Source organism: Pseudarthrobacter defluvii (genome assembly GCF_030816725.1).
Lineage (GTDB): Bacteria > Actinomycetota > Actinomycetes > Actinomycetales > Micrococcaceae > Arthrobacter > Arthrobacter defluvii_A.
On the sequence record NZ_JAUSYG010000001.1, the window covers coordinates 2,002,508 to 2,026,701 of the forward strand.

Genomic DNA, 24,194 nt, shown 5'->3' on the forward strand with positions numbered 1-24,194 from the left:
GTGGCAGGAGCTAAAGCGCTGAGACACTCCCGGTGAAATGGCGCCGCCCCGAGCGCGGACTCCATGCGACAAAACTGGAGTGCTTCCACGCCCCGGAACCGCTCTGTTCGGTCCCGATCTCCAAGGCGACCCGGGACGGCAGGAAGACGGGTGCCTCGAAGTCCACGTCCCAGGTAAAGGACTCGCCCCGGGCCGGGCCCACATCTGCGAGCGCACGGGACGCGAGGTACATGCCATGCGCTATCGATCGCCGCATCCCCAGGGCCTTGGCCGAGAGCACGCTGAGGTGGATGGGGTTGAAGTCCCCCGAGACCGCTGCATACGCACGCCCCGTATCCACGCCCAGGTGCCACAGGGCGGTCGGGTCGGGAGCCGTGAAATCCGCTTTTGGCGGGACGGCAGTGGGCTTGTCGATGCCCGGTAGGAACACGCCCTTGGCCAGGTACGTGGACACCCCGCGCCAGTGCACATCGGCCGAGCCGGCGCACCGCACCTCCGCTACAACGTCCACTTGGGTTCCTGCACGGTGGCCGCGGAGGTTTTCCACCCTGGCACTCATGTCCAGGACGTCGGTGAAGACCAACGGCGCCCTTTGCTCCACGCTGTTGCGCAAATGGATCATGCCCAGCAGGGGAAGCGGGAAGTCATCGCGGTTCATGACGCTCATGGCCAGCGGGAACGCGATGGCGTGGATGAAACCGGCAGGCAGGACGTCACTGGCCGTTTCACCGATCAGGTGCTGGTAGGCAGTGAGGTTCTCCACCTCCACGGTGACGCCCTTGACTTCGTGGGTTTCAGCCGGAAGGACTGCGGAGTCGTGGGCACCAAGGAGCCTGCGCCGCGCTGCTTGCGCGGCGGCATTGACATAGAGCTTGGACAGGGACGGCATCTCAGCCAGGACCACCGCTTGTTGCAGAGTCATGCCCCCACCAGGTTCTGCCCACACACCCGCAGCACCTCCCCATTGATGCCGCCCGCGGCGTCGCTGGCCAGGAACGCGATGGTCTCAGCAACGTCGGAGGGAAGGCCGCCCTGCTGGAGCGAGTTCAGCCGCCGTGCCACTTCGCGCACGGCAAGGGGAATCCGGGCCGTCATCTCGGTTTCGATGAACCCGGGGGCCACGGCGTTGATGGTGCCGCCGCGGGAGGCGAACAGCGGAGCGGAAGCCCGGACCATCCCCATCACCCCGGCCTTGGACGCGGCGTAGTTGGTCTGCCCCCTGTTTCCGGCGATTCCGCTGGTGGAGGCAACTGAAACGATGCGCGGTGTTGGCCCCAGGTGCCCGGACTCCAGCAGTGCCTCGTTGATCCGGAGTTGCGCAGCGATGTTGATGTTGATGACGGAGTTCCACCGCGCCTGGTCCATGTTGGCCAGCAGCTTGTCCCGCGTGACGCCGGCGTTGTGCACCACGATGTCCAGCCGTCCGTGCCGCTGCACCGCGTGGTCCAGGATCCGCCGCCCCGCGTCGGCGCCGGTGATGTCCAGCTGCAGGGCGGTGCCCCGAACCTCGTTGGCCACCGAGGCCAGCTGGTCCCCTGCGGCAGGAATGTCAACCAGGACCAGGGAGGCTCCGTCGCGGTGCATGGTACGGGCGATTTCGGCTCCGATGCCGCGGGCAGCGCCGGTGACGACGGCCACCTTGCCTGCCAAAGGCCGTTCCGGATCGGCGGGCAGGCTGCCGTCCTCAGTTGAGACCGCCAGGAATTGGCCGTCCACGAATGCCGAGCGCGCGGAGAGGAAGAACGTGATGGCACCGAGGGCGCTGGCGCTGGTGGGCGTGGTTCCATCTGCAAGGAGTACCCCGTTTCCCGTTGCCCCGGCCCGCAGCTCCTTCGCAAGGGACCGCAGGAAGCCATCCACACCCTGCCGTGCTGCTGCGGCTTCGGGTGATGTCGCTTCCGCGGCAGGACGTGACAGCGTGATGATCCGGCCGCCGGCCCGAAGGTCGCGGAGTGAACCTGCCGCCGCCAGTACGGGCTTTTCCAGGTCCGCCGGGTGCTCCAGCTCGTCAAGGACCAGGATGATGGCGCCCAGCTTCTCGGCCGGGACGGCGTGCCGCCTGACGTCAAGGTCCCAGGACAGCAGTTCGGCGGCAAGTTTGTCCGCCCCCGCAGTATCCCCCACCACGACGACGGGACCCGCCACCAGCGGCTGGCCGGGCTGATAGCGGCGCAGGACAGCGGGCTGCGGCAGGCCGAGCTTCTTTGCAAGGTTGCGGCCCAGGCCGCTGTTGACCAGTTGCGTGTATGTATCTGCCATGCCGCCTCCTACAGGGATTCCAGAATAGCGACGACGCCCTGGCCGCCGGCTGCGCAAACGGACACCAGGCCCCGGGCGGGACGACCCGTGGACGCCGCCTTGGCGTGGAGCATCTTGGCGAGCGCGCCAACGATGCGGCCGCCGGTTGCGGCGAAGGGGTGGCCTGCCGCCAGCGACGAGCCGTTGACGTTGAGTCGGGACCGGTCAATGCTGCCGAACGCACCGTCCAGGCCCAGCCGGCTGCGGCCGAACTCCTCGTCTTCCCAGGCAGCCAGCGTGCTGAGGACGGTGGCGGCAAAGGCCTCGTGGATTTCGAAGTAGTCAAAGTCTGCCAGCGTCAGGTTTTGCCGGGCCAGGAGCCGCGGCACAGCGAACACGGGGGCCATCAGCAGGCCGTCCTTGCCGTGCACGAAGTCCACGGCAGCGGCCTCCGCGTCAACCACGGCCGCCAGCTTGGGCAGGTCGCGTGCATCTGCCCATGCGTCGGACGCCAGCAGCACCGTGGAGGCACCGTCCGTCAGCGGGGTTGAGTTGCCGGCGGTCATGGTGGCATCTGCACCGAGGTTGCGCCCAAAGACCGGCTTCAGGGCAGCCAGCTTCTCCTTGGAGGTGTCCGCGCGAAGGTTCGCGTCGCGCGTCAGGCCGCGGTAGGGGGTCATCAGGTCATCGAAAAACCCCGCCTCGTAGGCGGCGGCAAGGTTGTGGTGGCTGTTCAGTGCCAGTTCGTCCTGGGCCTCCCGGGAGATCTTCCACTGTGCAGTGGTAAGGGCCTGGTGCTCCCCCATGGTCAGGCCCGTGCGCGGCTCTGCCGTGCCTGGGGCCAGCGGCGCCAGGTCCTTCGGCCGCAGCCGGCTCAGGATCTGCAGCCGCTGGGGAAGTGTCTTGGCCCGGTGGAGGTCCAGGATCACCTCGCGAAGCCCTTCGCTCACAACCACGGGGGCATCGGAGGCCGAATCAACGCCGCCGGCGATGCCGGAATCGATCTGCCCCAGCTTGATCTTGTTCGCCAGTCCCACCACCGTTTCAAGGCCTGTGGCACAGGCCTGCTGGAGGTCGTACACGGGGGTCTCGGCAGAGAGTGCCGAACCCAGTACGGCTTCCCTGGTGAGGTTGAAGTCTTTGGAATGCTTGAGCACCGCGCCAGCGGCCACCTGGCCGATCCGCTCGTCCTGAAGTCCGAAGCGTGCAATCAGGCCGTCCAGGGCAGCGGTCAGCATGTCCTGGTTGGACGACTTTGCATAGGCGCCGCCGGCACGGGCGAAGGGAATCCTGTTGCCGCCGACGATCACCGCCCTGCGGGTTGCCGGGACGGTGGCTGAAACTGATCCATCAGGCGCGGGGGTGGACTGTCCGTCTATGGACATTGAAGGCTCCTCGGGTCACATGCGGTTACCGATACCCAGCGTACCTGATACGCTGGGTATCGTGAACTTTCAGGACACAACCCTCCCTCCTTCCATTGAGCTTCAGCAAAGCGCAAGCTCCGATGGGCGTTCCTCGCGCTGGCAGACCCACCGTGAGGAACGGCGCAGGGAGCTCATTAAGCAGGCCCGCCGGGCAGTGCATGCGCTTGGCAGCGACGCATCCATGGAGGACATCGCCAGTGCGGCCGGGACCTCCAAGTCGGTCTTTTACCGTTACTTCGGGGACAAGGCCGGGCTGCAGCAGGCTGTGGGCGAAGTGGTCCTGAGCCAGATGCAGCACCGGATCCAGGAAGCTGCACAAAGCGCTGTCACACCCCGTGAAGGGTTGCTTGCGATGGTGTCGGCCTATCTGCAAATGGCGGACACCAGCCCCAACGTCTACGCGTTCGTCACCAGTTACGCCCCCGCCGACCAGGCCGGCCCTGCCCATCCTGCGGCCTCCGGCGGACCGCTGGGGCACTTCTTCGACGCCATCGCGGACATGATCGCCAAACCGATGCGCTCGCACCTCGGCGGCGTTGGGGAAGCCGTCATCGGGTACTGGCCCAAAGCCGCCATCGGCCTTGTCCGGAATGCCGGCGAACAATGGCTCAGCACTCCCGACTCCCCCACCAAGCCGACCCAGGAGGCCATGGCCCGCCACATCACAGCGTGGCTGTGCGTGGGCATAGCCCCTGAGCTCATCCCCGCTTCACCGACCACCAAGTTATCCGCCAAAGAAGGACTGTGACATGACTGATGTAGTGGACCGCCCCGCCGGCAAGGGCCTTCGCCCTGCAGCCGCTTCCTCCCCTGCCACCCCGGGCAAAAGCCCCGCACCCGCCGTCGACGTCGAGGCGCTGGGCCGGCAACTCCTGGGCAAGTGGGCCGATGTCCGGCTCCAGGCGAGGGAACTCGCTGCCAGGCCGGAACTGCACAAGGTGGAGGGCCTGACCCACACGGACCACCGTGAGCGGGTGTTCGGCCAGCTCAAATACCTGGTGGACAACGAAGCCGTGCACCGCGCCTTCCCGTCGGACGTAGGCGGCTCGGATGACCACGGCGGAAACATTGCCGGATTCGAGGAACTGGTCGTGGCCGACCCGTCGCTCCAGATCAAGGCCGGAGTCCAGTGGGGGCTCTTCGGTTCCGCGGTGATGCACCTGGGAACGGCTGAGCACCACGCCAAGTGGCTGCCGGGAATCATGAACCTTGACATCCCCGGCTGCTTCGCCATGACTGAAACCGGCCACGGCTCGGACGTGGCCAGCATCGCCACCACCGCCACGTACGATCCCGACACCGAAGAGTTCGTCATCCACACCCCCTTCCGGGCTGCCTGGAAGGACTACATCGGCAACGCCGCCAATGACGGCCTGGGCGCCGTCGTGTTTGCACAGCTGGTCACCCGCGGCGTCAACCATGGAGTCCATGCCTTCTACGTGGACCTGCGGGACCCTCAGACCAAGGAGTTCCTGCGCGGCATCGGCGGCGAGGACGACGGCATCAAGGGCGGCCTGAACGGCATCGACAACGGCCGCCTGCACTTCAGCAACGTCCGCATTCCCAGGACCAACCTCCTGAACCGCTACGGCAACGTTGACGCCGACGGAACGTACACCTCCCCCATCGCCAGCCCCGGGCGGCGCTTCTTCACCATGCTGGGAACCCTCGTCCAGGGCCGGGTGTCCCTGGACGGCGCCGCCGTTGCCGCCTCGAAGGTTGCCCTGAAGGCAGCCATCCAGTACGCCACCGAGCGCCGCCAGTTCAATGCCTCCTCCCACACCGACGAGGAAGTCCTGCTCGACTACCAGCGCCACCAGCGGCGGCTCTTCACCCGGCTGGCCACCACCTACGCCGCCGCGTTTGCGCATGAGCAGCTCCTGGAGAAGTTCGACGACGTCTTCTCCGGCGCCCACGACACCGACGCAGACCGCCAGGACCTGGAAACCCTGGCTGCGGCTCTGAAGCCGCTGAGCACCTGGCACGCACTGGACACGCTCCAGGAATGCCGGGAAGCCTGCGGCGGCGCCGGCTTCCTGATCGAAAACCGGTTCGCCTCACTTCGCGCCGACCTGGATGTGTATGCCACGTTCGAGGGCGACAACACCGTGCTGCTCCAGCTGGTGGCCAAGCGGCTGCTGGCTGATTACGCCAGGGAGTTCCGAAACGTTGATTTCGGGGTCCTGGCCCGCTACGTGGTGAACCAGGCAGCGGGTGCTGCCGTCCACCGCACGGGCCTGCGCCAGATGGCCCAGTTCGTGGCGGACACCGGATCGGTCCAGAAGGCCGCGTTGGCGCTGCGGGACGAGGAAGGCCAGCGTGCCCTCCTCACGGACCGGGTGCAGACCATGGTGGCCGAGGCAGGCGCCGCACTGAAGGGCAGCAAGCGCCTTCCGCAGGACAAGGGCGCCGCCCTGTTCAACCGGCACCAGAACGAGCTCATCGACGCCGCCCAGGCCCATGCCGAGCTGCTGCAGTGGGAGGCCTTCACCGACGCCCTGCGGCAGGTAGCGGACCCGGGCACCCGGACGGTGCTGACCTGGCTGCGCGACCTGTTCGGCCTCTCGCTGATCGAGAAGAACCTGTCCTGGTACCTCATGAACGGGCGTCTCTCCATGCAGCGGGCACGCACCGTGGGCGGGTACATCAACCGGCTGCTGGAGAAGATCCGCCCGCACGCCCTGGACCTGGTGGAAGCCTTCGGATACGGCGAGGACCACGTCCGGGCCGCGATCGCCACCGGCGCGGAAAAGGAGAGGCAGGACGAGGCCCGTGCCCATTTCCGGAGTCAACGGGCCAGCGGGCAGGCGCCGGTGGATGAAAAAGTCCTGATCGCCAGGACGGCGGCGGCCCAAAAGGGCTGACCAGCAGGACTGCCACGTCCCGACCACCACGCCTGGGAGTCACACAGCCCGGGAATAACGACGGCGCCGCTCCCCTGCCAAGGGAAGCGGCGCCGTCGTTGGTTGTACTGTCGCTGGAGGTACCGGCGGTGCGCTCAGCTGGCGGGCAGCACCGAGCGGTACACCTCGAGGGTTGTCTCCGTGATGGACTCCCAGGAGAAATGCTGTTCAGCCCGCTCCCGGCCGGCCCGGCCCATCGTGCGGGCACGGTCCGGATCGGAGACCACTTCGGTGAGGGCCGCCGCGAACTCCTTGACGAACTTTTCCGGGTCCAGGGGGGTGCCGGTGCCGTCCGTGACCTGCTCCAGGTCCACCAGCAGGCCGGTGCGGCCGTGCTCAACCACCTCGGGGATACCGCCGGTGGCGCTCGCCACCACCGCCGCCCCGCAGGCCATGGCTTCAAGGTTGACGATGCCCAGCGGCTCGTAAATGGAGGGGCACGCGAAGGCGGTGGCATGGCTGAGCACCTGGATGAGCTCGTGGCGCGGCAGCATCCGCTCGATGAGCACCACCCCCGTGCGCTGCTTCTGGAGGTCCTCAATCAGTGCGGCGGTTTCCGCCGCGAGTTCCGGTGTGTCCGCCGCGCCCAGGCACAGGACCAGCTGGACGTCGGCAGGCAGTTTCGCTGCCGCCCGCAGAAGGTAGGGGACGCCCTTCTGGCGTGTGTTTCTTCCCACAAAGACCACGCTCGGCTTGGCGGGGTCGATGCCCAGGGCGCGGACGGCGTCGTCGTTCTCGTCACGCTGCCAAAGCTCCACGTCGATGCCGTTGTGCACCACCCGGACCTTTGCAGGGTCCACGTCGGGGTAGCTGCGCAGGATGTCCTGGCGCATGCCCTCGGACACGGCGATGATCGCGGCAGCGGCTTCGTAAGCCGTCTTCTCCACCCAGGAGGAAAGGGCGTAGCCACCGCCCAGCTGCTCGGCCTTCCAGGGCCGCAGCGGTTCAAGGCTGTGGGCGCTGAGTACGTGCGGGATTCCGTGCAGCAGGGAGGCCAGGTGTCCGGCCATGTTGGCGTACCAGGTATGCGAGTGGACCACGTCCGCGCCTTGCACATCTGGCACAATGCGCAGGTCCACGCCGAGGGTCTGGACTGCCGCGTTGGCCCCGCCGAGGTCCTCGGGGACCTGGTAGGACGTTACCGTGGCGCCGTGGTAGTCGGCATCACGGGGAGCCCCGAACGCACGAACCTGCAGGTCAACGTGCTTACTAAGCACCCTGCTCAATTCGGCTACATGCACCCCGGCGCCACCGTAGATCTCCGGCGGGAACTCTTTAGTCACAATGTCTATTCGCACAAGACCCAAGGTAGTCGTTCACGGATAACTGTTCTAGTGTGAAGGAGTCCGGGCCTACCGGACTGTCTTGGGGAGTTACGAAGGCGTACAGGAGCGACCATTATGCCGTTGACCAAAAAAGTCCTGGCCATTGTCCTCGCAGGCGGCGAGGGAAACAGATTGATGCCATTGACGGCAGACCGGGCCAAGCCCGCCGTGCCGTTTGCCGGCAGTTACCGCCTCATCGATTTCGCCATTTCCAACCTGGTGAATTCGCGCTACCTGCAAATCGTGGTCCTCACGCAATACAAGTCCCACAGCCTCGACCGGCATATATCCGAAGCGTGGCGGATGTCCACCCAACTGGGGAACTATGTCGCCTCTGTTCCCGCACAGCAGCGCGTGGGCAAGAGCTGGTTCCTGGGCAGCGCCAATGCCATTTACCAGTCCCTGAACCTGATCCACGACGCCAACCCCGACATCGTCGTCGTTGTTGGCGCGGACCACGTGTACCGGATGGACTTCGCCCAGATGGTGGAACAGCACGTGCTCAGCGGGGCCAAAGCCACCGTGGCGGCCGTCCGCCAGCCGCTGCACATGGCCGACCAGTTCGGTGTCATCGAAGTCGACCAGAACGATCCGCAGAAGATCGCAGCCTTCGTGGAGAAGCCCTCGAGCACCCCCGGGCTTGCAGCCGACCCCTCACAGTTCCTTGCCTCCATGGGCAACTACGTCTTCAACGCCGACGCCCTGGTGGCAGCGCTGCACGTGGACGCCGAGCGCCTGGACACCAAGCACGACATGGGCGGGGACATTATTCCCTACTTCGTCAACCGCGGGGAGGCGGGCGTCTACGACTTCACGCTCAACGACATCCCCGGCTCCACGGAGCGCGACCGCACCTACTGGCGCGACGTAGGCACCATCGACTCTTTCTATGACGCCCACATGGACCTCATCTCCCCGCTGCCGGTCTTCAACCTCTACAACTCCGAGTGGCCCATCTACACGCGGCAGAGCATCTCGCCGCCGGCCAAGTTCGTCCGGGGCAAGAACAACACCGTGGGAACGGCCCTCGACTCCATCGTTGCCAACGGAGTAGTGATCTCCGGCGGCGTGGTGGAAGGCTCGGTGCTGTCCAACGACGTCTACGTGGCCACCAGCAGCCGGGTCATCGACTCGGTCCTGATGGACAAGGTGCAGGTGGGCGAAGGGGCCGTGATCAAACGCGCCATCCTTGACAAGAACGTCAAGGTCCCCGCCGGTGCCGCCATCGGGCTGGACCCCGACCTTGACCGTGCACGCGGCTTCAAAGTCACCGAATCCGGCATCACTGTCCTCTCCAAAGGCCAGGAAGTCCCGGAGCCCACGGACGAAGAACGCCAGCTCGCCGCACGGCACCTGGGAGAGCTGCCCAGTGCCGTGAAGGCGGCCGCGGAGCAGTACCCCGATGTCCGCGAGACCGTGGACAAGGTGGCGGGCACGCACGCCGCCGCAGCAGCGGAGGCCGCTCCCAGCGCCAGGGTCTCCTGACCAAGGTCAACAGCAGATCAAGTACCCGCAGGCCGGGGCACCACTGGTGGTGCCCCGGCCTGCGGCGTACGCGGTAAAATTGTCCCAATGAGCTCCCCCGATCTGACCCCTGAGGACATCCAGGCCTGCCTCAAGGTCCTGAACACCATCCACGCGTACGACGAGGAGCATCCGGACTACATCTCGGTGCGCCGCGCCACCGGAAAGATGTTCAAGGCCGTCAAGCGCCACCGCAGGGTCACCAAGCGCGACTCGATCGCCGAAGCCGACCGCGCCGTCATCGCCCAGACCGCCACCGCTGCGCCGGACCGGATCGATGACGAGACCCGCGGGAACAAGCTGGCACCTTCCGTCACCGGCAAGGTCGCGGGCCACCTTCTCCGGTCCCGCCCCTGCTACATCTGTAAGCAGCACTACACGCAGGTGGACGCTTTCTACCACCAGCTGTGCCCGGAATGCGCTGCGTTCAGCCACGGCAAGCGCGACGCCCGGACCGACCTGACCGGGCGTCGGGCGCTGCTGACCGGCGGCCGGGCGAAGATCGGGATGTACATCGCCCTGCGGTTGCTGCGGGATGGGGCGCACACCACCATCACCACCCGGTTCCCCAAGGATGCGGCCCGCCGTTTCGCGGCCATGGAAGACAGCGGCGAGTGGCTGCACCGGCTGCGCATCGTGGGCATCGACCTGCGCGATCCTGCCCAAGTGATGGCCCTGACCGATTCACTCGACCAGGCCGGCCCGCTGGACATCATCATCAACAACGCCGCCCAGACCGTGCGCCGATCAGGCAACGCCTACAAGCCGCTGGTGGACGCCGAGGACGAGCCGCTTCCGGCGGCGCTGGAGCCGGCCAACGGCGGTCCGGAGCTGCTGACCTTCGGCCATGCCCATGACAAGCACCCGCTGGCGCTGGCCGGCAGCGTCACGGAGCATCCGGTCCTCGCCGGGGATGCCATCACCTCCCTGGCGCTGTCCACCGGTTCCGCTTCGCTGGAACGGATCGCCTCCGGAACAGCGATCGACGCCGGCGGGCTGGTTCCCGACCTGGCCGGCATCAACAGCTGGACGCAGGTGGTGGACGAGGTGGACCCCCTCGAAATGCTCGAGGTGCAGCTCTGCAACGTCACGGCGCCGTTCCTGCTGGTCAGCCGCCTCCGGGACGCCATGAGGCGCTCCACGGCACGGCGGAAGTACATTGTGAACGTCTCCGCCATGGAGGGGCAGTTCTCCCGCGCCTACAAGGGCCCTGGGCACCCGCACACCAACATGGCCAAGGCCGCGCTGAACATGATGACGCGCACCAGCGCCCAGGAGATGCTGGACACGGACGGCATCCTGATGACGGCCGTGGACACGGGCTGGATCACCGACGAACGTCCGCACTTCACCAAGGTCCGGCTGATGGAGGAAGGCTTCCACGCGCCCCTGGACCTGGTGGACGGCGCGGCCCGGGTCTACGATCCGATCGTCATGGGCGAGAAGGGCGAGGACCAGTACGGCGTCTTCCTGAAGGATTACAAGCCCAGCCCCTGGTGAAAGTTGTATGCTCACGGCATGAGCAACGAGCCATCCCCCCAAGTGCAGAAACTCGAACACCACGAATGCTGGGCACTGCTGCGGACAGTCTCCGTGGGCAGGCTGGCGGTGCTGGCGGATGGGCGTCCGGATATCTTCCCGGTCAACTACACGGTGGACGGCGGCACGCTGGTCTTCCGGACAGCCCAGGGAACCAAGCTGTCCGCAGCCACCGGCGGCGAGGCCGCGGTGGCTGTGGAGGCTGACGGAGTCGACCCCGACACGGGCTTGGCGTGGAGCGTGGTGATCAAGGGCACCGCCGCCCTGGTCAAGAGCACGGAGGACGTGCTGGAAACCTCCCGCCTGTACCTCTTCCCGTGGCAGGCAGGGCGGAAAGACGCGTTTGTCCGCATCACCCCGGACTCGATCACGGGCCGCCGCTTCAAGGTCACCGACCCGATGACGTGGTGGACCCAGATCAGCAGTTCGGCCAGGACAGCGCCGGAATAGGCCGCCGGCATCAAAGAACAGGCCGACGGCGCGTTCCCCGGCCACGGAGGCCGGGGAACGGGCTGTTTCAGGCGAGCTGGGTGATTTCCACGCTCACCTTGAGCGCGGACCCGCCGCCGCCGGACAGGATGCCCTTCAGCGGCGGCACGTCCCGGTAATCGCGGCCCCTGGCCACGGTGACGTGGAAGTCGCCTGCAGGCTTGTGGTTGGTGGGGTCCCAGCTGCGCCAGTCGCCATCCCACCATTCCAGCCAGGCGTGCGACTGCCCGGCGACGGTCTCGCCGATGCCGGCGCTGGAGCGCGGGTGCAGGTAGCCGGAGACGTAGCGCGCCGGGATACCACAGCTCCGCAGGGCGCCGATGGCCAGGTGGGCCAGGTCCTGGCACACCCCCTGGCGCTGGCCCCAGGCCTCTTCCGCGTTGGTGGTGACGGCGGTTGAGCCGGACATGTAGGTCATCTCCCCGCGCATCCAGGCAAAGACCGCCATCGCTGCCTCGTGCGGGTTCTTCCCGGCCACGACGTCCGGGATGATGCCCAGCACTTCGTCACCCGGGCCGCTCAGCCGGGACTGCGGCAGCCAGTCGCTGAAGGCGTCGAGCGTTTCCGGGGCCCTTAGGTCCTCCCAGCCGGCAATGTCCGCTTCAGCGGGGATCTTTTCCGCCCGGTGTACCTCCACCGTGATATTGGAGACCACCTCCAGGCTCTCATGCGGCATCTGCATGTCGAAGGCCGTGACCCGGGTCCCCCAGTAGTCGCGGTACGTGCTCACCGCCGCCTGCGACGGCGCCACCTTCACCACGGACTCCAGGACAACCTGCTGCGAGTCCGTCAGCGGGGTCATCCGGGCCTCGTTGTAGGACAGGGTCACCCGCTTGTTGTACTTGTAGGCCGTCCTGTGGACGATGCTCAACCGGGTCATGACACTTCTCCCACCCAGGCAAGTTCGTCCGCCTGATTGAAGTACTTACGGGAAATGGCGTCCGAGGCTTGGGACACTGCCTTCTGCACCCGCTCCATATGCTCGGGCAGTTCGGACATGAGGTCATCCGTCCGGTGGAACTCCAGGAAGGTCCGGGCCTGCCCCACGATGCGGCGGGCGTCGTTGATGAAGCCCACCCGCTGCGCCGACGGGTCCAGCTTGGCCAGGCACTCGTCGGCGTCGCGGAGCGCATACACGATGGACCGCGGGAAGAGGCGGTCCAGGAGCAGGAACTCGGCGGCATGCTGGTCACCGAATGCCGCGCGGCGGGTACGGAGGAAGGATTCGTACGCGCCGGCGCAGCGCAGCATGTTGACCCAGGACATGCCGGCGGACAGCACGTCGCGGGTGGAGAGCATCCGGGCCGTCATGTCTGCGCGTTCCAGCGAACGGCCCAGGACCAGGAACAGCCAGCTTTCGTCGTGGCTCACCGTGGTGTCGGCCAGGCCGCTGACCATGGCCGTGCGCTCGAGGGTCCAGTTGCAGAACCGGTAGGTGCCCACCACGTCCTTGCGGTGCTGGCTCAGCCCGTAGTAGGTGGTGTTCAGGCTCTCCCACAGCCCCGAGGACACGGTCTCGCGTGCGCGGCGGGCGTTCTCGCGGGCAGCACCCAACGAACCGGCAATGGACGTGGCACTGGTCTTGTCATACGCCAGCGCATGGAGCAGTTCCGGCAGGCCGAAATCCTCGCTTTGCGGCTTGGCGCCCATGACAGCCAGGAGCTCCTGGGCCACGCTCTTCCGCTCCTCCATGGGGAGGTGGTTCAGGCGCTCCAGGTGGACGTCCAGGATGCGGGCGGTTCCGTCCGCCCGCTCCACGTAGCGGCCGATCCAAAAAAGAGACTCGGCAATACGGCTAAGCATTCGCGGCTACCTCCTGCACGCCCGGAATGGTCAAAAAGAAACGCCCGACGGCGGCCACGTGTCCGAGTGCCCGGCTCACTGCTGCTGCTCCGACTGGCGGTCGCGCCAGTTGCTTTCCACGGGCCACACCGAGACGCGTTCACGGACCGTGACGGACTGGCGTGGAATGGTTTCCACGGGCATCTGGGGTGAGTCGGCAAGGACCCAGGTGTCCTTGGATCCACCGCCCTGGCTGGAGTTGACGATCAGGGACCCCTCCTTGAGGGCCACGCGGGTCAGGCCGCCCGGGAGCACCCAGACGTTGTCGCCGTCGTTCACCGCGAAGGGACGCAGGTCCACGTGCCGGGGGCCGAACTTGTCGCCGCCCAGGGTGGGAACGGTGGAGAGCTGCAGGACCGGCTGGGCGATCCAGCCGCGGGGGTCGGCGATGATCCGTTGGCGGAGGGCGTCCAGTTCGTCCCTGGAGGCGTCGGGGCCGATGACCAGGCCCTTGCCGCCGGAGCCGTCCACGGGTTTGACCACCAGTTCCGCGAGGTTGTCCAGGGTGTACTCCCGGGCTTCCTTCTCCTCGAGACGGTAGGTGTCCACGTTGGCGATGATGGGCTCCTCGCTGAGGTAGTAGCGGATCAGGTCAGGGACGTAACTGTAAACCAGTTTGTCGTCGGCTACGCCATTGCCCACTGCGTTGGCGATCGTTACGCCGCCGGCGCGGGCCGCGTTGACCAGGCCCGGGCAGCCGAGCATGGAGTCGGAGCGGAACTGCAGCGGGTCCAGGAAGTCGTCGTCAATGCGCTTGTAGATGACGTCCACCCGCTGCTCGCCGGCCGTGGTGCGCATGTACACGCGGTTGCCACGGCAAATCAGGTCGCGGCCCTCCACGAGTTCCACGCCCATCAGGCCGGCCAGGAGGGTGTGCTCAAAGTAGGCACTGTTGAACACGCCCGGGGTGAGGACGACGACGGTCGGATCGTCGACGCCGGCCGGTGCGGTTTTGCGCAGTGCAGAGAGCAGCCGCCGCGGGTATTCCTCCACGGGCCGGATGAGTTGCTGGCCGAAGGCTTCGGGCAGGCCCTTGGCCATGGCACGCCTGTTTTCCAGCACGTAGCTGACGCCGGAGGGCACCCGGACGTTGTCCTCCAGGACGCGGAACGTGCCGGCGGCGTCGCGCACCACGTCGATGCCGGAGATGTGCACCCGGACACCGCCCGCCGGCTCGAACCCGTGGACCTGCCGGTGGAAGTGCGCGCTTGTGGTCACCAGCTGGCGGGGGATGACGCCGTCGGAGACCACGGTCATCTTGTCGTAGACGTCGTTCAGGAAGGCTTCCAGGGCCCGCACGCGCTGGGCGACGCCGCGTTCAAGGACATCCCATTCGGCCGCGGGGATGACCCGGGGCACGATGTCGAGCGGAAAGGGGCGTTCCTCGCCCGCGTAGTCGAACGTGACGCCGCGGTCCAGGAAGGTGCGGGCCATGGAGTCCGCGCGTGCGCTGACGTCCGCCAGGGAGAGCTTCCGGAGTGCCTCCGCCACCTGCCCGTACGAGTCCCTGGCCTGTTGCCCGGGGGCGAACATCTCGTCGTACGCTCCGGTGCGGCCCGCGGCCTCGGAGTAATCCTGGAATAGGTCTGACATGTCCAATAGCCAACCATCTTTTTGTTTCGAATTCATTTACTGCCATCCATTGTGGCGTGTTGGCGCGCTCGGCCCGGTTCGTACTTTACTGGCCTCTTCGGGCACAGTAGGTGAGTGCCAGTCAGCAGAAGCTTCCCGACGCCGGGCCAAGGCAATTTCAAGCCCCTCCTGGCGCGGCTGGTTCCGGGCCTGCTGACCGCCGCAGCCGCCGTCGCCGCGGCGTTCCTGGTGCATGGACTGTTGCCCGCACTGCCCGCGATGACCCTGGCTGTGGTGCTGGGCGTGCTCGCCGCCAATCTTCCCGGCGCTGCCGGGTGGAGTGAAGGCCGGGCCCGCCCCGGGCTGGACTTTGCCGGCAAGCACCTGATGCGCGGCGGGATCGTCCTCCTGGGCCTGAAGGTAAGCGTCATGGACGTCCTGGGCCTGGGCTGGCGGGCATTGCTGCTGATCCTGGCGGTGGTGGCGGCCAGTTTCGCCGGGACCTACGCCATATCGCGACTCTTCCGCCTCCCGCCGGTTACGTCGCTCCTGGTGGCCACCGGGTTCTCCATCTGCGGTGCCTCCGCCATCGGCGCCATGGCCGCCGTCCGCCGCATCCGGCACGCTGAAACCGTCCTGCCGGTGGCCTTGGTGACCCTCTGCGGAACGCTCGCCATCGGCGTCCTGCCCCTCCTCGCCCATTCCCTGGGGCTGACGGCCGCCGTGTTCGGCGCCTGGACCGGCGCGTCCGTGCACGACGTGGGGCAGGTGGTGGCCACGGCGCAGACCGCCGGGACCGCCGCCCTGGCGATCGCCGTCGTCGTCAAGCTCACCCGTGTGCTGCTCCTGGCGCCTGTGGCGGCAGTGGCGGGCGCACACCACCGAAAGGTTGCGCGGTCCATTGGTGCTGCCAACGGCACCACATCGAAAATGCCGCCGGTGGTGCCGCTGTTCGTGGTGGGCTTCGTGGCCATGGTGGCGCTGCGCTCTACAGGATGGCTCGCTGAAGGCTTGCTTGAGGCGGGCGCTGTCCTGCAGGACATCCTGCTGGGCGCCGCACTGTTCGGGCTGGGCTCGGCGGTGCGGATCCGCAGCCTCCTCCACACAGGCGGCCGGGCGCTCCTGGCAGCCCTGGTGTCCTGGTTCCTGATCGCCGCGCTGGGCCTGGGCGCTGCGTTCCTCATTGCCGGCTGAGCCACCGGGCTGAGCCGGCCCGGGAAGGCCGTGATTAGATAGCGGGGTGTCACATGAGAATCTGCAGCGCCGCGAAGCTGCCGAACGTTCAGCCCTGATCAGCACCACCAGCTACGACGTCTCCCTGGACGTGCGGCAGGCAGCGGACCCGGCGGTCCGGGGCTACACGAGCCGCAGCATCATCACCTTCACGGCCGAACCCGGCGCCGGGACGTTCCTGGACTTCATCGGCAGCAGTGTGCACAGCGTCATCCTCAACGGCAAGGGCCTGCGGGTGGAGGACGTGGTGGACGGCCCACGGATCAGGCTGGACAACCTGCGCGCCGAGAACCAGGTGACCGTCATTGGCACAGCTCTGTACAGCCGCTCGGGTGAGGGCATGCACCGGTTCGTGGACCCGGCCGACGGCCAGTGCTACCTGTACACCCAGTACGAACCCGCCGATGCGCGCCGGGTTTTCGCCAACTTTGAACAGCCCGACCTCAAGGCAACCTACACCTTCCATGTCACGGCTCCGGCGGACTGGCAGGTGGCCTCCAACGGCGCCGAGGTGAACCGCACCCTGCTCACCAGCGATCCGGCCACCGCATGCTGGGACTTCGCCACCACCCTGCCCATGTCCACCTACATCACCACCGTCCTGGCAGGGCCCTACTTCAAAGCCGAGGACCGCTGGCAGGCAACACTGGAGGACGGCACCGGCCTTGACGTCCCGCTGGCCCTCTACTGCCGTGCTTCCATGGCGGAATCCTTTGACACGGACCATCTCTTCGGCCTGACCAAGAAGGGCCTGGACTTCTTCAACCGGCTCTTCGACTTCCCCTACCCCTGGGGCAAGTACGATCAGGCCTTCGTCCCCGAGTACAACCTGGGCGCCATGGAGAACCCGGGGCTGGTCACCTTCACCGAGAGCTACGTCTTCACCTCCCGCGCCACGGACGCCCAGTACCAGGGCCGGGCCAATACCCTGCTGCACGAGATGGCGCACATGTGGTTCGGCGACCTGGTGACCATGCAGTGGTGGGACGACCTGTGGCTCAAGGAATCGTTCGCCGACTACATGGGAACGCTTGGCGTTGACAGCGCCACGGACTGGGACACCGCCTGGGTGAACTTCGCCAACAAGCGCAAGGCCTGGGCCTACGTCCAGGACCAGCTTCCCACCACCCACCCCATCGTTGCGGATGTTCCGGACCTTGAGGCGGCCAAGCAGAACTTCGACGGCATCACCTACGCCAAGGGCGCCTCGGTCCTCAAGCAGCTGGTGGCCTATGTGGGCTTTGACGCCTTCATCGCCGGCTCCCGGGAGTACTTCCGGAAGCACGCCTACGGGAACACCTCGCTGGCCGATCTCCTGGCGGCCCTGGATGCGGCCTCGGGGCGCGAGCTGTCCGGCTGGGCGCGGCAGTGGCTGCAGACCTCGGGAATTTCCACGCTGTCTTTGGAATTCAACGCCCCGGACGCTGCCCAGGAGGGCGCGGCAGCGGACGACGACGGCGTGCTCGGCGGCGTGGTGATCGTCCAGGAGGCCACGGACCCGGTGACGGGACGGGAGGAGCTGCGCCCGCACCGCCTCCGGGTCGGTTCCTACAACTTCGACGCAGCTGGTGCCCTGGTGCGGACCGGAACCTTCGAAACCGACGTGGCAGGTGCCCGGACGGAACTCCCCCAGCTCGCCGGGCAGCCGCGGCCGGCGCTCCTGCTGGTCAACGATGACGACCTGACGTACGCCAAGGTGCGGCTGGACCCGGCCTCCGAGGCGACTGTCCGTTCCTCCCTGGACAGGATTGCAGACCCCATGGCCCGGGCCCTGTGCTGGACTGCGCTGTGGAACTCCGCCCGGGACGGCGAAACGCCCGCGTCGCTGTACGTTGACGCCGTGACCGCCTTCGCCCCGGCTGAGACGGGCATCGGCGTCCTGCTGAACATCCTGGACAACGCAACCACCGCCGTCGAGCGCTACACCCCGGCGGCCGGGAGGGACGGTCTGCGTTCAGCCTTCCTGGCTGCTGCCGCGGCCCAACTGGAGCACGCCACGGGCGGCTCGGACCAGCAGCTTGCCTGGGCCCGCACCGTCGCGACACTGAGCAGGCATGACGGTGCCCTGCTCCCCCGGTTGCGCGGCCTGCTGGACGGCAGCTCGCCCGTTAAGGGCCTGGTGGTGGACGCCGAACTCCGTTGGCACCTGTGGCATGCCCTGGCGGCAAACGGACAGGCTTCCGCGTCCGAGCTGGACGCCGAATTGGCCCGCGACACTACCGCCTCCGGCCGTGCGGGGCACGCCACTGCCATGGCGTCCCGGCCGGACCCGGACCTCAAGGCAGCAGCGTGGAAGGCCGCCGTCGACGGGACCGAGCTCTCCAACCAGCTCCTCACGGCCACCATCAGCGGCTTCACCACCGCTCCGCCGGCGCTTCTGGAACCCTACGTGGAACCCTACTTTGAGTGCCTCCGGACGGTCTGGGAATCGCGCAGCATTGAAATCGCCAGCCGGATCGTCCGCGGCTTCTACCCTGGTGCGCAGGACATGGCAGCAGGCACCCGGCCCGAAGAGCACCCCGTTGTCCGGCGGACCGATGACTGGCTGGCCGCCAACCCGGACGCGCCGCACGCCCTGCGCCGGATCATCACCGAGCAGCGCAGCCACCTGCTGCGCGCACTCACCGCACAGGCCGCCGTCGTTCCCCACCACTCATCGGTTGCTGAGTAGCTGCCGTTTTCAGGCTGGAAAGTCAAGTGGTCGTTGCAACGGTTAGGCTGCTGCGGCGAGGAGGAGTTCGTTGAATTTCTGCTTGGGTGTTGCGAGGCCGAGGGTGGGGCGTGGCCGGTTGTTGAGGCTGTCCTGAACTCGTTTGATGTCCTGGGCGGTGTGGATGGACAGGTCGGTGCTTTTGGCGAACCAGTGCCGCAGGAGCCGGTTGGTGTTCTCGTTGGTTCCGCGTTGCCAGGGTGAGTGCGGGTCGCAGAAGTAGATGTCCGTGTCGATCGCGATCTGGATTTGGGCGTAGCGGGCCATCTCAACGCCGCGGTCATAGGTAAGGGTTTTGCGCAGGTCCGCAGGCAGTGCGGCGAACGCGGTGATCATGGCCTTGGCGACCTCGTCTGCGCTGTGGCCGTTGGGCAGGTGCAGCAGCATGGTGTACCGGGTGGAGCGTTCAACGCAGGTCCCGATCGCTGAGTTGCTGGCCACTGAGCCGAGGATCAGGTCGCATTCCCAGTGTCCGGGAACGGCCCGGTCCGCGGTTTCAGCAGGGCGTTCGGAGATCTTCAGGGCGTCCTTGAACGGGCTGTTGTTCCGGCCCCGGCCCTTTCCGTCAGTGACCCGTTTGGCCCGGCCGGTGCTCAGCTGCCGGTACAGGTCCTGGCGGACATGACCGCGGCCCTGGACGTAGATGGCCTGATAGATCGTCTCGTGGCTGATCTGCATCCTCTTATCGTCCGGGAAAGCACCGGCCAGGACCAGCGAGCACAGCTGCGGGGACCAGCCCTCGTCCATGGCGGACTCCACGAAGCGGGCCAGCGGTTTATGGGCGAGTTTGTGTTCCCTGGGCCGGCGGGCGTTCTGACCTGCCTTTAGCTGTGCGACGTCGGACTGGTAGGTTCCGTCATCGCAGCAGTTCCGCCTGGCCTCGCGCCAGATCACTGACCGGTCCCGGCCCAGTTCCCTGCCGATCGCCGCGTAGGACCAGCCATCTCGCAGGCGCACCATGATCACCGCCCGTTCCGACAGACTTAACCTGCCCGAGCCAGGGGCGCCATCCGGAAACGGCGCCCCTGCCGGCCCTCCACGATTGCCCTTGGACATCTCCACAGGGCCCATCTTCCGGACCCAATGCCGCACCGTTGAGGACCACAACCCCGACACGCGGCACGCCTCTTGGATTGAGGCTCCTTGCCGCAGCAAAGCAAAGAAACCGTCCCGGATCTCATTCCCAAAAACATATCCCGCTGGCACCGCAACACCCCTTCAAATGGCCCTGTTGCAATGACCATATGAATCCGCCGGCCGCAAAACGGCAGGTACCCAGCAGTCGATGGGGCTGTACGGATGGGCTATGGGACGCGGTGGAGCCACTCCTCGGTCCCGAACTTGGCGGCCACCCGCTCCTCGGCTGCGGCCAGCTCATGTCCGGCCAGCTGTGACGGCGTGGCCCCGTAGCGCTCGCTGAACACCCCGATCATGGCGTCGATGATGGCCATCCGGGCCATGCCCGTCTGCCGGCGCAGGGGGTCCACGCGCTTCTTGGCACTCCGGGTGCCCTTGTCGGAGAGTTTCTCCTTGCCGATCCGGAGGACCTCCACCATCTTGTCGGCGTCGATGTCGTAGCTCATGGTGACGTGGTGCAGCATGCCGCCATTGGCAAGGCGTTTCTGCGCCGCGCCGCCGATCTTCCCCTGGTCAGTGGCGATGTCATTCAGCGGAATGTAGAACGCGTTGATGCCCAGCTTTTCCAGTGCCGCCATGACCCACGCGTCAAGGAAGGGGTAGGAGTCGGCGAAGCTCAGCCCGTCCACCAGTGTCTGGGGCAGGTAGAGCGAGTAGGTGATGCAGTTGCCGGCCTCCATGAACATCGCGCCCCCACCGCTGATCCGGCGGACCACGTTGATACCGTGCTTGGCAACGCCCTCGGGATCCACCTCGTTCTGCACGGACTGGAAGCTGCCAATCACCACTGACGGTTCGCGCCAGTCCCAGAACCGCAGGGTGGGGGTGCGCTCCCCCGCGCCAACAGCCTCTGTCAGCACCTCGTCCAGGGCGACGTTGATTTCGGTGGGAAGCACAGTGGGGGCGATGATGTTCCACTCATGGTCTGCCCAGGAAGTGGCCTTGGCCAGGGCGCGGCGGACGGTCACGGCCACGGCGTCCGCAGAGAAGCCGAACAGCACAGCGCCGGCGGGCAGGGCTGCGGTGACGGCGCCGGCGAGGTCTTTGGCCGGCGTCGTGTCCGGAAGGCCGGTCAGCGCCCGGTTGATGTCCTCCAGTGCTTCGTCAGGTTCCAGGAAGAAGTCGCCACTGACGGAAACGTCTGCAAGGGCGCCGGCCACCACGGCCAGGTCCACCACCACCAGCTTGCCGCCCGGCACCTTGTACTCGCCGTGGAGGCGCTGGTTGCTGGCGGCGTCAGGGGCACGGAAAGGTGACTCGGTCATGCTTCCCATCCTGCCCCAGAAAGCAAGTGCGCGGTTAACGCGGAAAGCCCGCACCGTTTCCGGTGCGGGCTTTCCGATGCGAGCTTGGGCGAAGGAATTACTTCTTGCCGCCGAAGCCCTTGAAGCGAGCGTTGAAGCGCTCGACGCGGCCTGCAGAGTCCATGATGCGCTGCTTGCCCGTGTAGAACGGGTGGGACTCGGAAGAGATTTCGACGTCGATGACCGGGTAGGTGTTCCCGTCTTCCCACTCGATGGTCTTCTTGGAAGACACGGTGGAGCGGGTCAGGAACTTGGTGCCGGAGGCCAGGTCGTTGAAGACAACAGCTTCGTACTTCGGGTGGGTATCAGACTTCATAATGGGACCTTTGTTCGCGCAGCTGGATTTTGCCAGCTGCCAGGTATGAATGGGATGGCTGGGAACTGTCGCATCAGCTGGAGCTGAAAAAGCAGGACAACCAGCTATCAATCATAGCCGATGCCGGTGGGACTGACGAACCGGCTCCCCTGGCGGCACAGGTGACGCGCAGGTCAGTCCCGGGCGCGAAGTTCCCAGAAGGCCACGGCCGAGGCCGCGGCCACGTTGAGGGAGTCCACGCCGTTGCGCATGGGGATTTTCACCGCGAGGTCGACGGCGGCGAGCGTCTCCGGACTCATGCCCGCACCTTCCGTGCCAAGCACCAGGGCGAGCTTGTCCAGGTTGCGGGACGCGACGGCGTCGACGTCCTCCGCCTCAGGCGTCAGCTCCAGAGCCGCGACGGTGAAGCCGTGGTCCTTGAGAACCTGAAGATCGCCGGGCCAGTCATGCAGGCGTGCCCAGGGAACCTGAAACACCGTCCCCATGCTGACCCTGACGCTGCGGCGGTAGAGCGGATCACCGCACCGGGGCGACACCAGGACGGCGTCGATGTCCAGGGCTGCGGCGGAGCGGAAGATGGCACCGACATTGGTGTGGTCCACGATGTCTTCGAGCACGGCCACGCGCCGGGCCCCGGCAAGGAGGTCCGGCAGCGGCACCGGGGCGGGCCGCTGCATGGCCGCCATGGCGCCGCGGTGCAGGTGGAAACCGGTGATTTTCTCCAGCAGGGCAGCCGAGCCGATGAAGGCCGGCACGTCGGGGTACGCCCGGAAGACGTCATCGAGGTCTGCCATCCACTTCTCGGCGAGGAAAAACGAGCGCGGCTGGTGTCCCGCCGCGAGGGCCCGCCGCAGGACCCGGGATGATTCGGCGATGTACATGCCCTCGGCCGGTTCGCGGAGCTTACGCAGGTGCACGTCGGTCAGGGTGGTGTAGTCGCTGACGCGCGGGTCATCGGCGGATTCGAGGTAGTGGAAGCTCACCGGGAGATTATTGCAGCAGGTTGGCGATCATGACGCCGAGGGCCACAATGCCCAGGCTGAAGATCACAGCGCGGAGCACGCGCGGCGACAGTTTGCGGCCCACCCTGGAGCCCATCAGGCCGCCGATGGTGGAACTGACAGCGATCAGCAGCACCACCAGCCAGTTGACCCGGTCGAAGGCGAACAAAAGGTAGGAGATGGCGGCCACCATGTTGACGCCGAGGACCAGGATGTTCTTCATGGCGTTGGCGTTCTGGATGGTGCCGGTGAGGAACACGCCCAGGATGCCCACCAACAGGATCCCCTGCGCCGCGACGAAGTAACCGCCGTATACGCCGGCCAGGTAGACCAGCACCACCAGGAGGACCCCGTGGCGTTTATCCCGGACGGCATGCTCCGGATTGGCCTCGCGGTTGCGCACCCAGTCCTGCAGCCGCGGCTGGAACACGACCATCATCAAGGCCAGGACCAGCAGGACCGGGGCTACATAGTGGAAGACCTTTTCGGGCAGGTGCAGCAGCAGCCAGGCACCCGTGATACCGCCCAGGACGGACGCCGGCAGCAGGCGCAGGACCTGCCGCCCCCGGCCGGCCAGCTCACGGCGGTACCCGAAGGCCCCGGCGCCCGTACCGAAGACCAGCCCCATGGCATTGCTCATGGATGCGGTCACGGGTGCCACGCCCAGGGCGATCAGCACCGGGAAGGTGACCAGGGTGCCGGAGCCCACCACCGCGTTGATGGTGCCGGCCCACAGCCCGGCGATGAACACAATGATGCTGCTGAAGAGTTCCAAGGTAGTAGTGGAGGCCTCTTCTAGCGGCGTGCTGTGGCGGTGTAGCGTCCCGCGTTCTCGGTCACCGCGAGCGGCAGCCCGAAGGTGGTGCTGAGGTGCTCTTCGGTCAGCACCTCGGTGATGGGTCCGGCGGCCACCACTCCGCCGTCACGCAGCAGCATGGCATGGGTGAAGCCGGGCGGAACTTCCTCAAGGTGGTGGGTGACCAGGACCATGGCCGGTGCTGCCTCGTCGCGGGCGAGCTCGGCAAGCTTGTGCACCAGCTCTTCGCGGCCGCCGAGGTCCAGTCCGGCGCCGGGTTCATCCAGGAGGAGCAGTTCGGGATCGGTCATGAGCGCGCGGGCAATCTGGACGCGCTTGCGTTCGCCCTCGGAGAGCGTGGCGAAGGTCCTGTTCAGCAGCGGCCCCATGCCCCAGTCGTTCAGGAGCCGGAAGGCGCGCCGTTCGTCGTCGCGTTCGTAGCCTTCGCGCCAGCGGCCGGTCACGCCGTAGGCCGCGGTGACCACGACGTTCAGGACGTTTTCGTGTTCGGGGATCTGGGTAGCCAGGGCTGCGGAGGAAAGTCCGATGCGCGGCCGGAGTTCGAAGACGTCAACGCGGCCGAGGACTTCGTCGAGGATGCCGGCAGTGCCGCTGCTGGGGTGGAGCCGGGCGGCTGCGATCTGGAGAAGCGTGGTCTTGCCTGCGCCGTTGGGCCCGAGGATGACCCATCGTTCGCCCTCGTTGACCTGCCAGTCAATTTTGTCCAGCAGGGTCTTTTTACCTCGGACAACGCTGACGGAGTCCAGTTCCAGAACATCACTCATAGGAGTAGACACTAGGACAAAACGGAAGATGACTGATAACCGGTGGTAAGGCT

At 66.6% G+C, this 24,194-nt stretch carries 20 protein-coding genes; 7 read left to right on the forward strand and 13 right to left on the reverse strand.

The genetic code is table 11. The features are described 5' to 3' along the window. Window positions 1-10 precede the first annotated feature (10 nt). The 3 genes from QF031_RS09390 to QF031_RS09400 are packed head-to-tail and all read right to left on the reverse strand — an operon-like array spanning window position 11 to window position 3,623. The gene (locus tag QF031_RS09390; protein ID WP_307427035.1) at window positions 11-922 is read right to left on the reverse strand and encodes a MaoC family dehydratase; all 912 of its coding nucleotides are present in this window, start codon (window positions 920-922) and stop codon (window positions 11-13) included. Next, a complete protein-coding gene (locus QF031_RS09395) occupies window positions 919-2,259 on the reverse strand; it encodes a 3-oxoacyl-ACP reductase (RefSeq protein WP_307427037.1) in 1,341 nt (446 codons plus the stop codon). Before QF031_RS09395 ends, QF031_RS09390 begins: the two co-directional genes overlap by 4 nt. Window positions 2,260-2,267: 8 nt before the next feature. Then, window positions 2,268-3,623 carry an acetyl-CoA C-acetyltransferase gene (locus QF031_RS09400; RefSeq protein WP_307427039.1) on the reverse strand — a complete coding sequence of 452 codons (1,356 nt, stop codon included), beginning with the start codon at window positions 3,621-3,623 and terminating at the stop codon, window positions 2,268-2,270. A 19-nt stretch (window positions 3,624-3,642) separates the two neighbouring features. Between QF031_RS09400 and QF031_RS09405 the strand changes: the two genes are divergently transcribed. Next, window positions 3,643-4,413 carry a TetR/AcrR family transcriptional regulator gene (locus QF031_RS09405; RefSeq protein ID WP_370874499.1) on the forward strand — a complete coding sequence of 257 codons (771 nt, stop codon included), beginning with the start codon at window positions 3,643-3,645 and terminating at the stop codon, window positions 4,411-4,413. A 1-nt stretch (window position 4,414) separates the two neighbouring features. Next, the gene (locus tag QF031_RS09410; protein ID WP_307427044.1) at window positions 4,415-6,529 is read left to right on the forward strand and encodes an acyl-CoA dehydrogenase family protein; all 2,115 of its coding nucleotides are present in this window, start codon (window positions 4,415-4,417) and stop codon (window positions 6,527-6,529) included. A 134-nt stretch (window positions 6,530-6,663) separates the two neighbouring features. Here the strand turns inward: QF031_RS09410 and glgA are convergent, their stop codons facing one another. Further along, on the reverse strand, window positions 6,664-7,866 hold the full coding sequence (glgA, locus tag QF031_RS09415; RefSeq protein ID WP_307427046.1) for a glycogen synthase: 1,203 nt from the start codon (window positions 7,864-7,866) through the stop codon (window positions 6,664-6,666). Window positions 7,867-7,968: 102 nt separating this feature from the next. Between glgA and glgC the strand changes: the two genes are divergently transcribed. The 3 genes from glgC to QF031_RS09430 all read left to right on the forward strand — a co-directional run bounded on the left by glgC (window position 7,969) and on the right by QF031_RS09430 (window position 11,406). Further along, a complete protein-coding gene (gene glgC / locus QF031_RS09420) occupies window positions 7,969-9,378 on the forward strand; it encodes a glucose-1-phosphate adenylyltransferase (protein WP_307427048.1) in 1,410 nt (469 codons plus the stop codon). An 87-nt stretch (window positions 9,379-9,465) separates the two neighbouring features. Beyond that, a complete protein-coding gene (locus QF031_RS09425) occupies window positions 9,466-10,917 on the forward strand; it encodes an SDR family NAD(P)-dependent oxidoreductase (RefSeq protein WP_307427051.1) in 1,452 nt (483 codons plus the stop codon). An 18-nt stretch (window positions 10,918-10,935) separates the two neighbouring features. Then, window positions 10,936-11,406: a pyridoxamine 5'-phosphate oxidase family protein gene (locus tag QF031_RS09430; RefSeq protein WP_307427053.1), complete on the forward strand. Its 471-nt coding sequence runs from the start codon at window positions 10,936-10,938 to the stop codon at window positions 11,404-11,406. A gap of 67 nt (window positions 11,407-11,473) precedes the next feature. On the opposite strand, the gene QF031_RS09435 is transcribed toward QF031_RS09430, so the two are convergent. The 3 genes from QF031_RS09435 to QF031_RS09445 form a co-directional block, all read right to left on the reverse strand. Then, window positions 11,474-12,325: a transglutaminase family protein gene (locus QF031_RS09435; RefSeq protein WP_307427056.1), complete on the reverse strand. Its 852-nt coding sequence runs from the start codon at window positions 12,323-12,325 to the stop codon at window positions 11,474-11,476. Next, on the reverse strand, window positions 12,322-13,248 hold the full coding sequence (locus QF031_RS09440) for an alpha-E domain-containing protein (protein ID WP_141160461.1): 927 nt from the start codon (window positions 13,246-13,248) through the stop codon (window positions 12,322-12,324). The genes QF031_RS09435 and QF031_RS09440 overlap by 4 nt, the downstream gene beginning before the upstream one ends. A 75-nt stretch (window positions 13,249-13,323) precedes the next feature. Continuing rightward, window positions 13,324-14,880: a circularly permuted type 2 ATP-grasp protein gene (locus tag QF031_RS09445; RefSeq protein ID WP_307427059.1), complete on the reverse strand. Its 1,557-nt coding sequence runs from the start codon at window positions 14,878-14,880 to the stop codon at window positions 13,324-13,326. Window positions 14,881-14,994: 114 nt separating this feature from the next. Here QF031_RS09445 and QF031_RS09450 point away from each other — a divergent pair, with 114 nt between their 5' ends. Beyond that, the gene (locus tag QF031_RS09450) at window positions 14,995-16,053 is read left to right on the forward strand and encodes a YeiH family protein (protein ID WP_307427062.1); all 1,059 of its coding nucleotides are present in this window, start codon (window positions 14,995-14,997) and stop codon (window positions 16,051-16,053) included. 46 nt (window positions 16,054-16,099) lie between these two features. Continuing rightward, window positions 16,100-18,763, forward strand: a complete 2,664-nt coding sequence (gene pepN / locus QF031_RS09455; RefSeq protein WP_307427064.1) for an aminopeptidase N — start codon at window positions 16,100-16,102, stop codon at window positions 18,761-18,763. 42 nt (window positions 18,764-18,805) lie between these two features. Here pepN and QF031_RS09460 read toward each other — a convergent pair whose 3' ends face one another. The 6 genes from QF031_RS09460 to QF031_RS09485 form a co-directional block, all read right to left on the reverse strand. Next, on the reverse strand, window positions 18,806-20,008 hold the full coding sequence (locus QF031_RS09460; protein ID WP_307422911.1) for an IS30 family transposase: 1,203 nt from the start codon (window positions 20,006-20,008) through the stop codon (window positions 18,806-18,808). 98 nt (window positions 20,009-20,106) lie between these two features. Next, window positions 20,107-21,204: a lipoate--protein ligase family protein gene (locus tag QF031_RS09465; RefSeq protein ID WP_370874500.1), complete on the reverse strand. Its 1,098-nt coding sequence runs from the start codon at window positions 21,202-21,204 to the stop codon at window positions 20,107-20,109. A 97-nt stretch (window positions 21,205-21,301) separates the two neighbouring features. Continuing rightward, window positions 21,302-21,559, reverse strand: a complete 258-nt coding sequence (locus QF031_RS09470) for a type B 50S ribosomal protein L31 (protein ID WP_307427068.1) — start codon at window positions 21,557-21,559, stop codon at window positions 21,302-21,304. Between the two features lie 173 nt (window positions 21,560-21,732). Beyond that, window positions 21,733-22,542 (reverse strand): TrmH family RNA methyltransferase, encoded by an 810-nt coding sequence (locus tag QF031_RS09475; RefSeq protein WP_307427071.1) that lies wholly within the window; start codon window positions 22,540-22,542, stop codon window positions 21,733-21,735. Window positions 22,543-22,549: 7 nt separating this feature from the next. Further along, the gene (locus tag QF031_RS09480) at window positions 22,550-23,335 is read right to left on the reverse strand and encodes a sulfite exporter TauE/SafE family protein (RefSeq protein ID WP_307427074.1); all 786 of its coding nucleotides are present in this window, start codon (window positions 23,333-23,335) and stop codon (window positions 22,550-22,552) included. Window positions 23,336-23,355: 20 nt separating this feature from the next. Then, entirely contained in the window at window positions 23,356-24,141 is a 786-nt protein-coding gene (locus QF031_RS09485; protein WP_307427077.1) for an ABC transporter ATP-binding protein, read from the reverse strand. Window positions 24,142-24,194 lie beyond the last annotated feature (53 nt).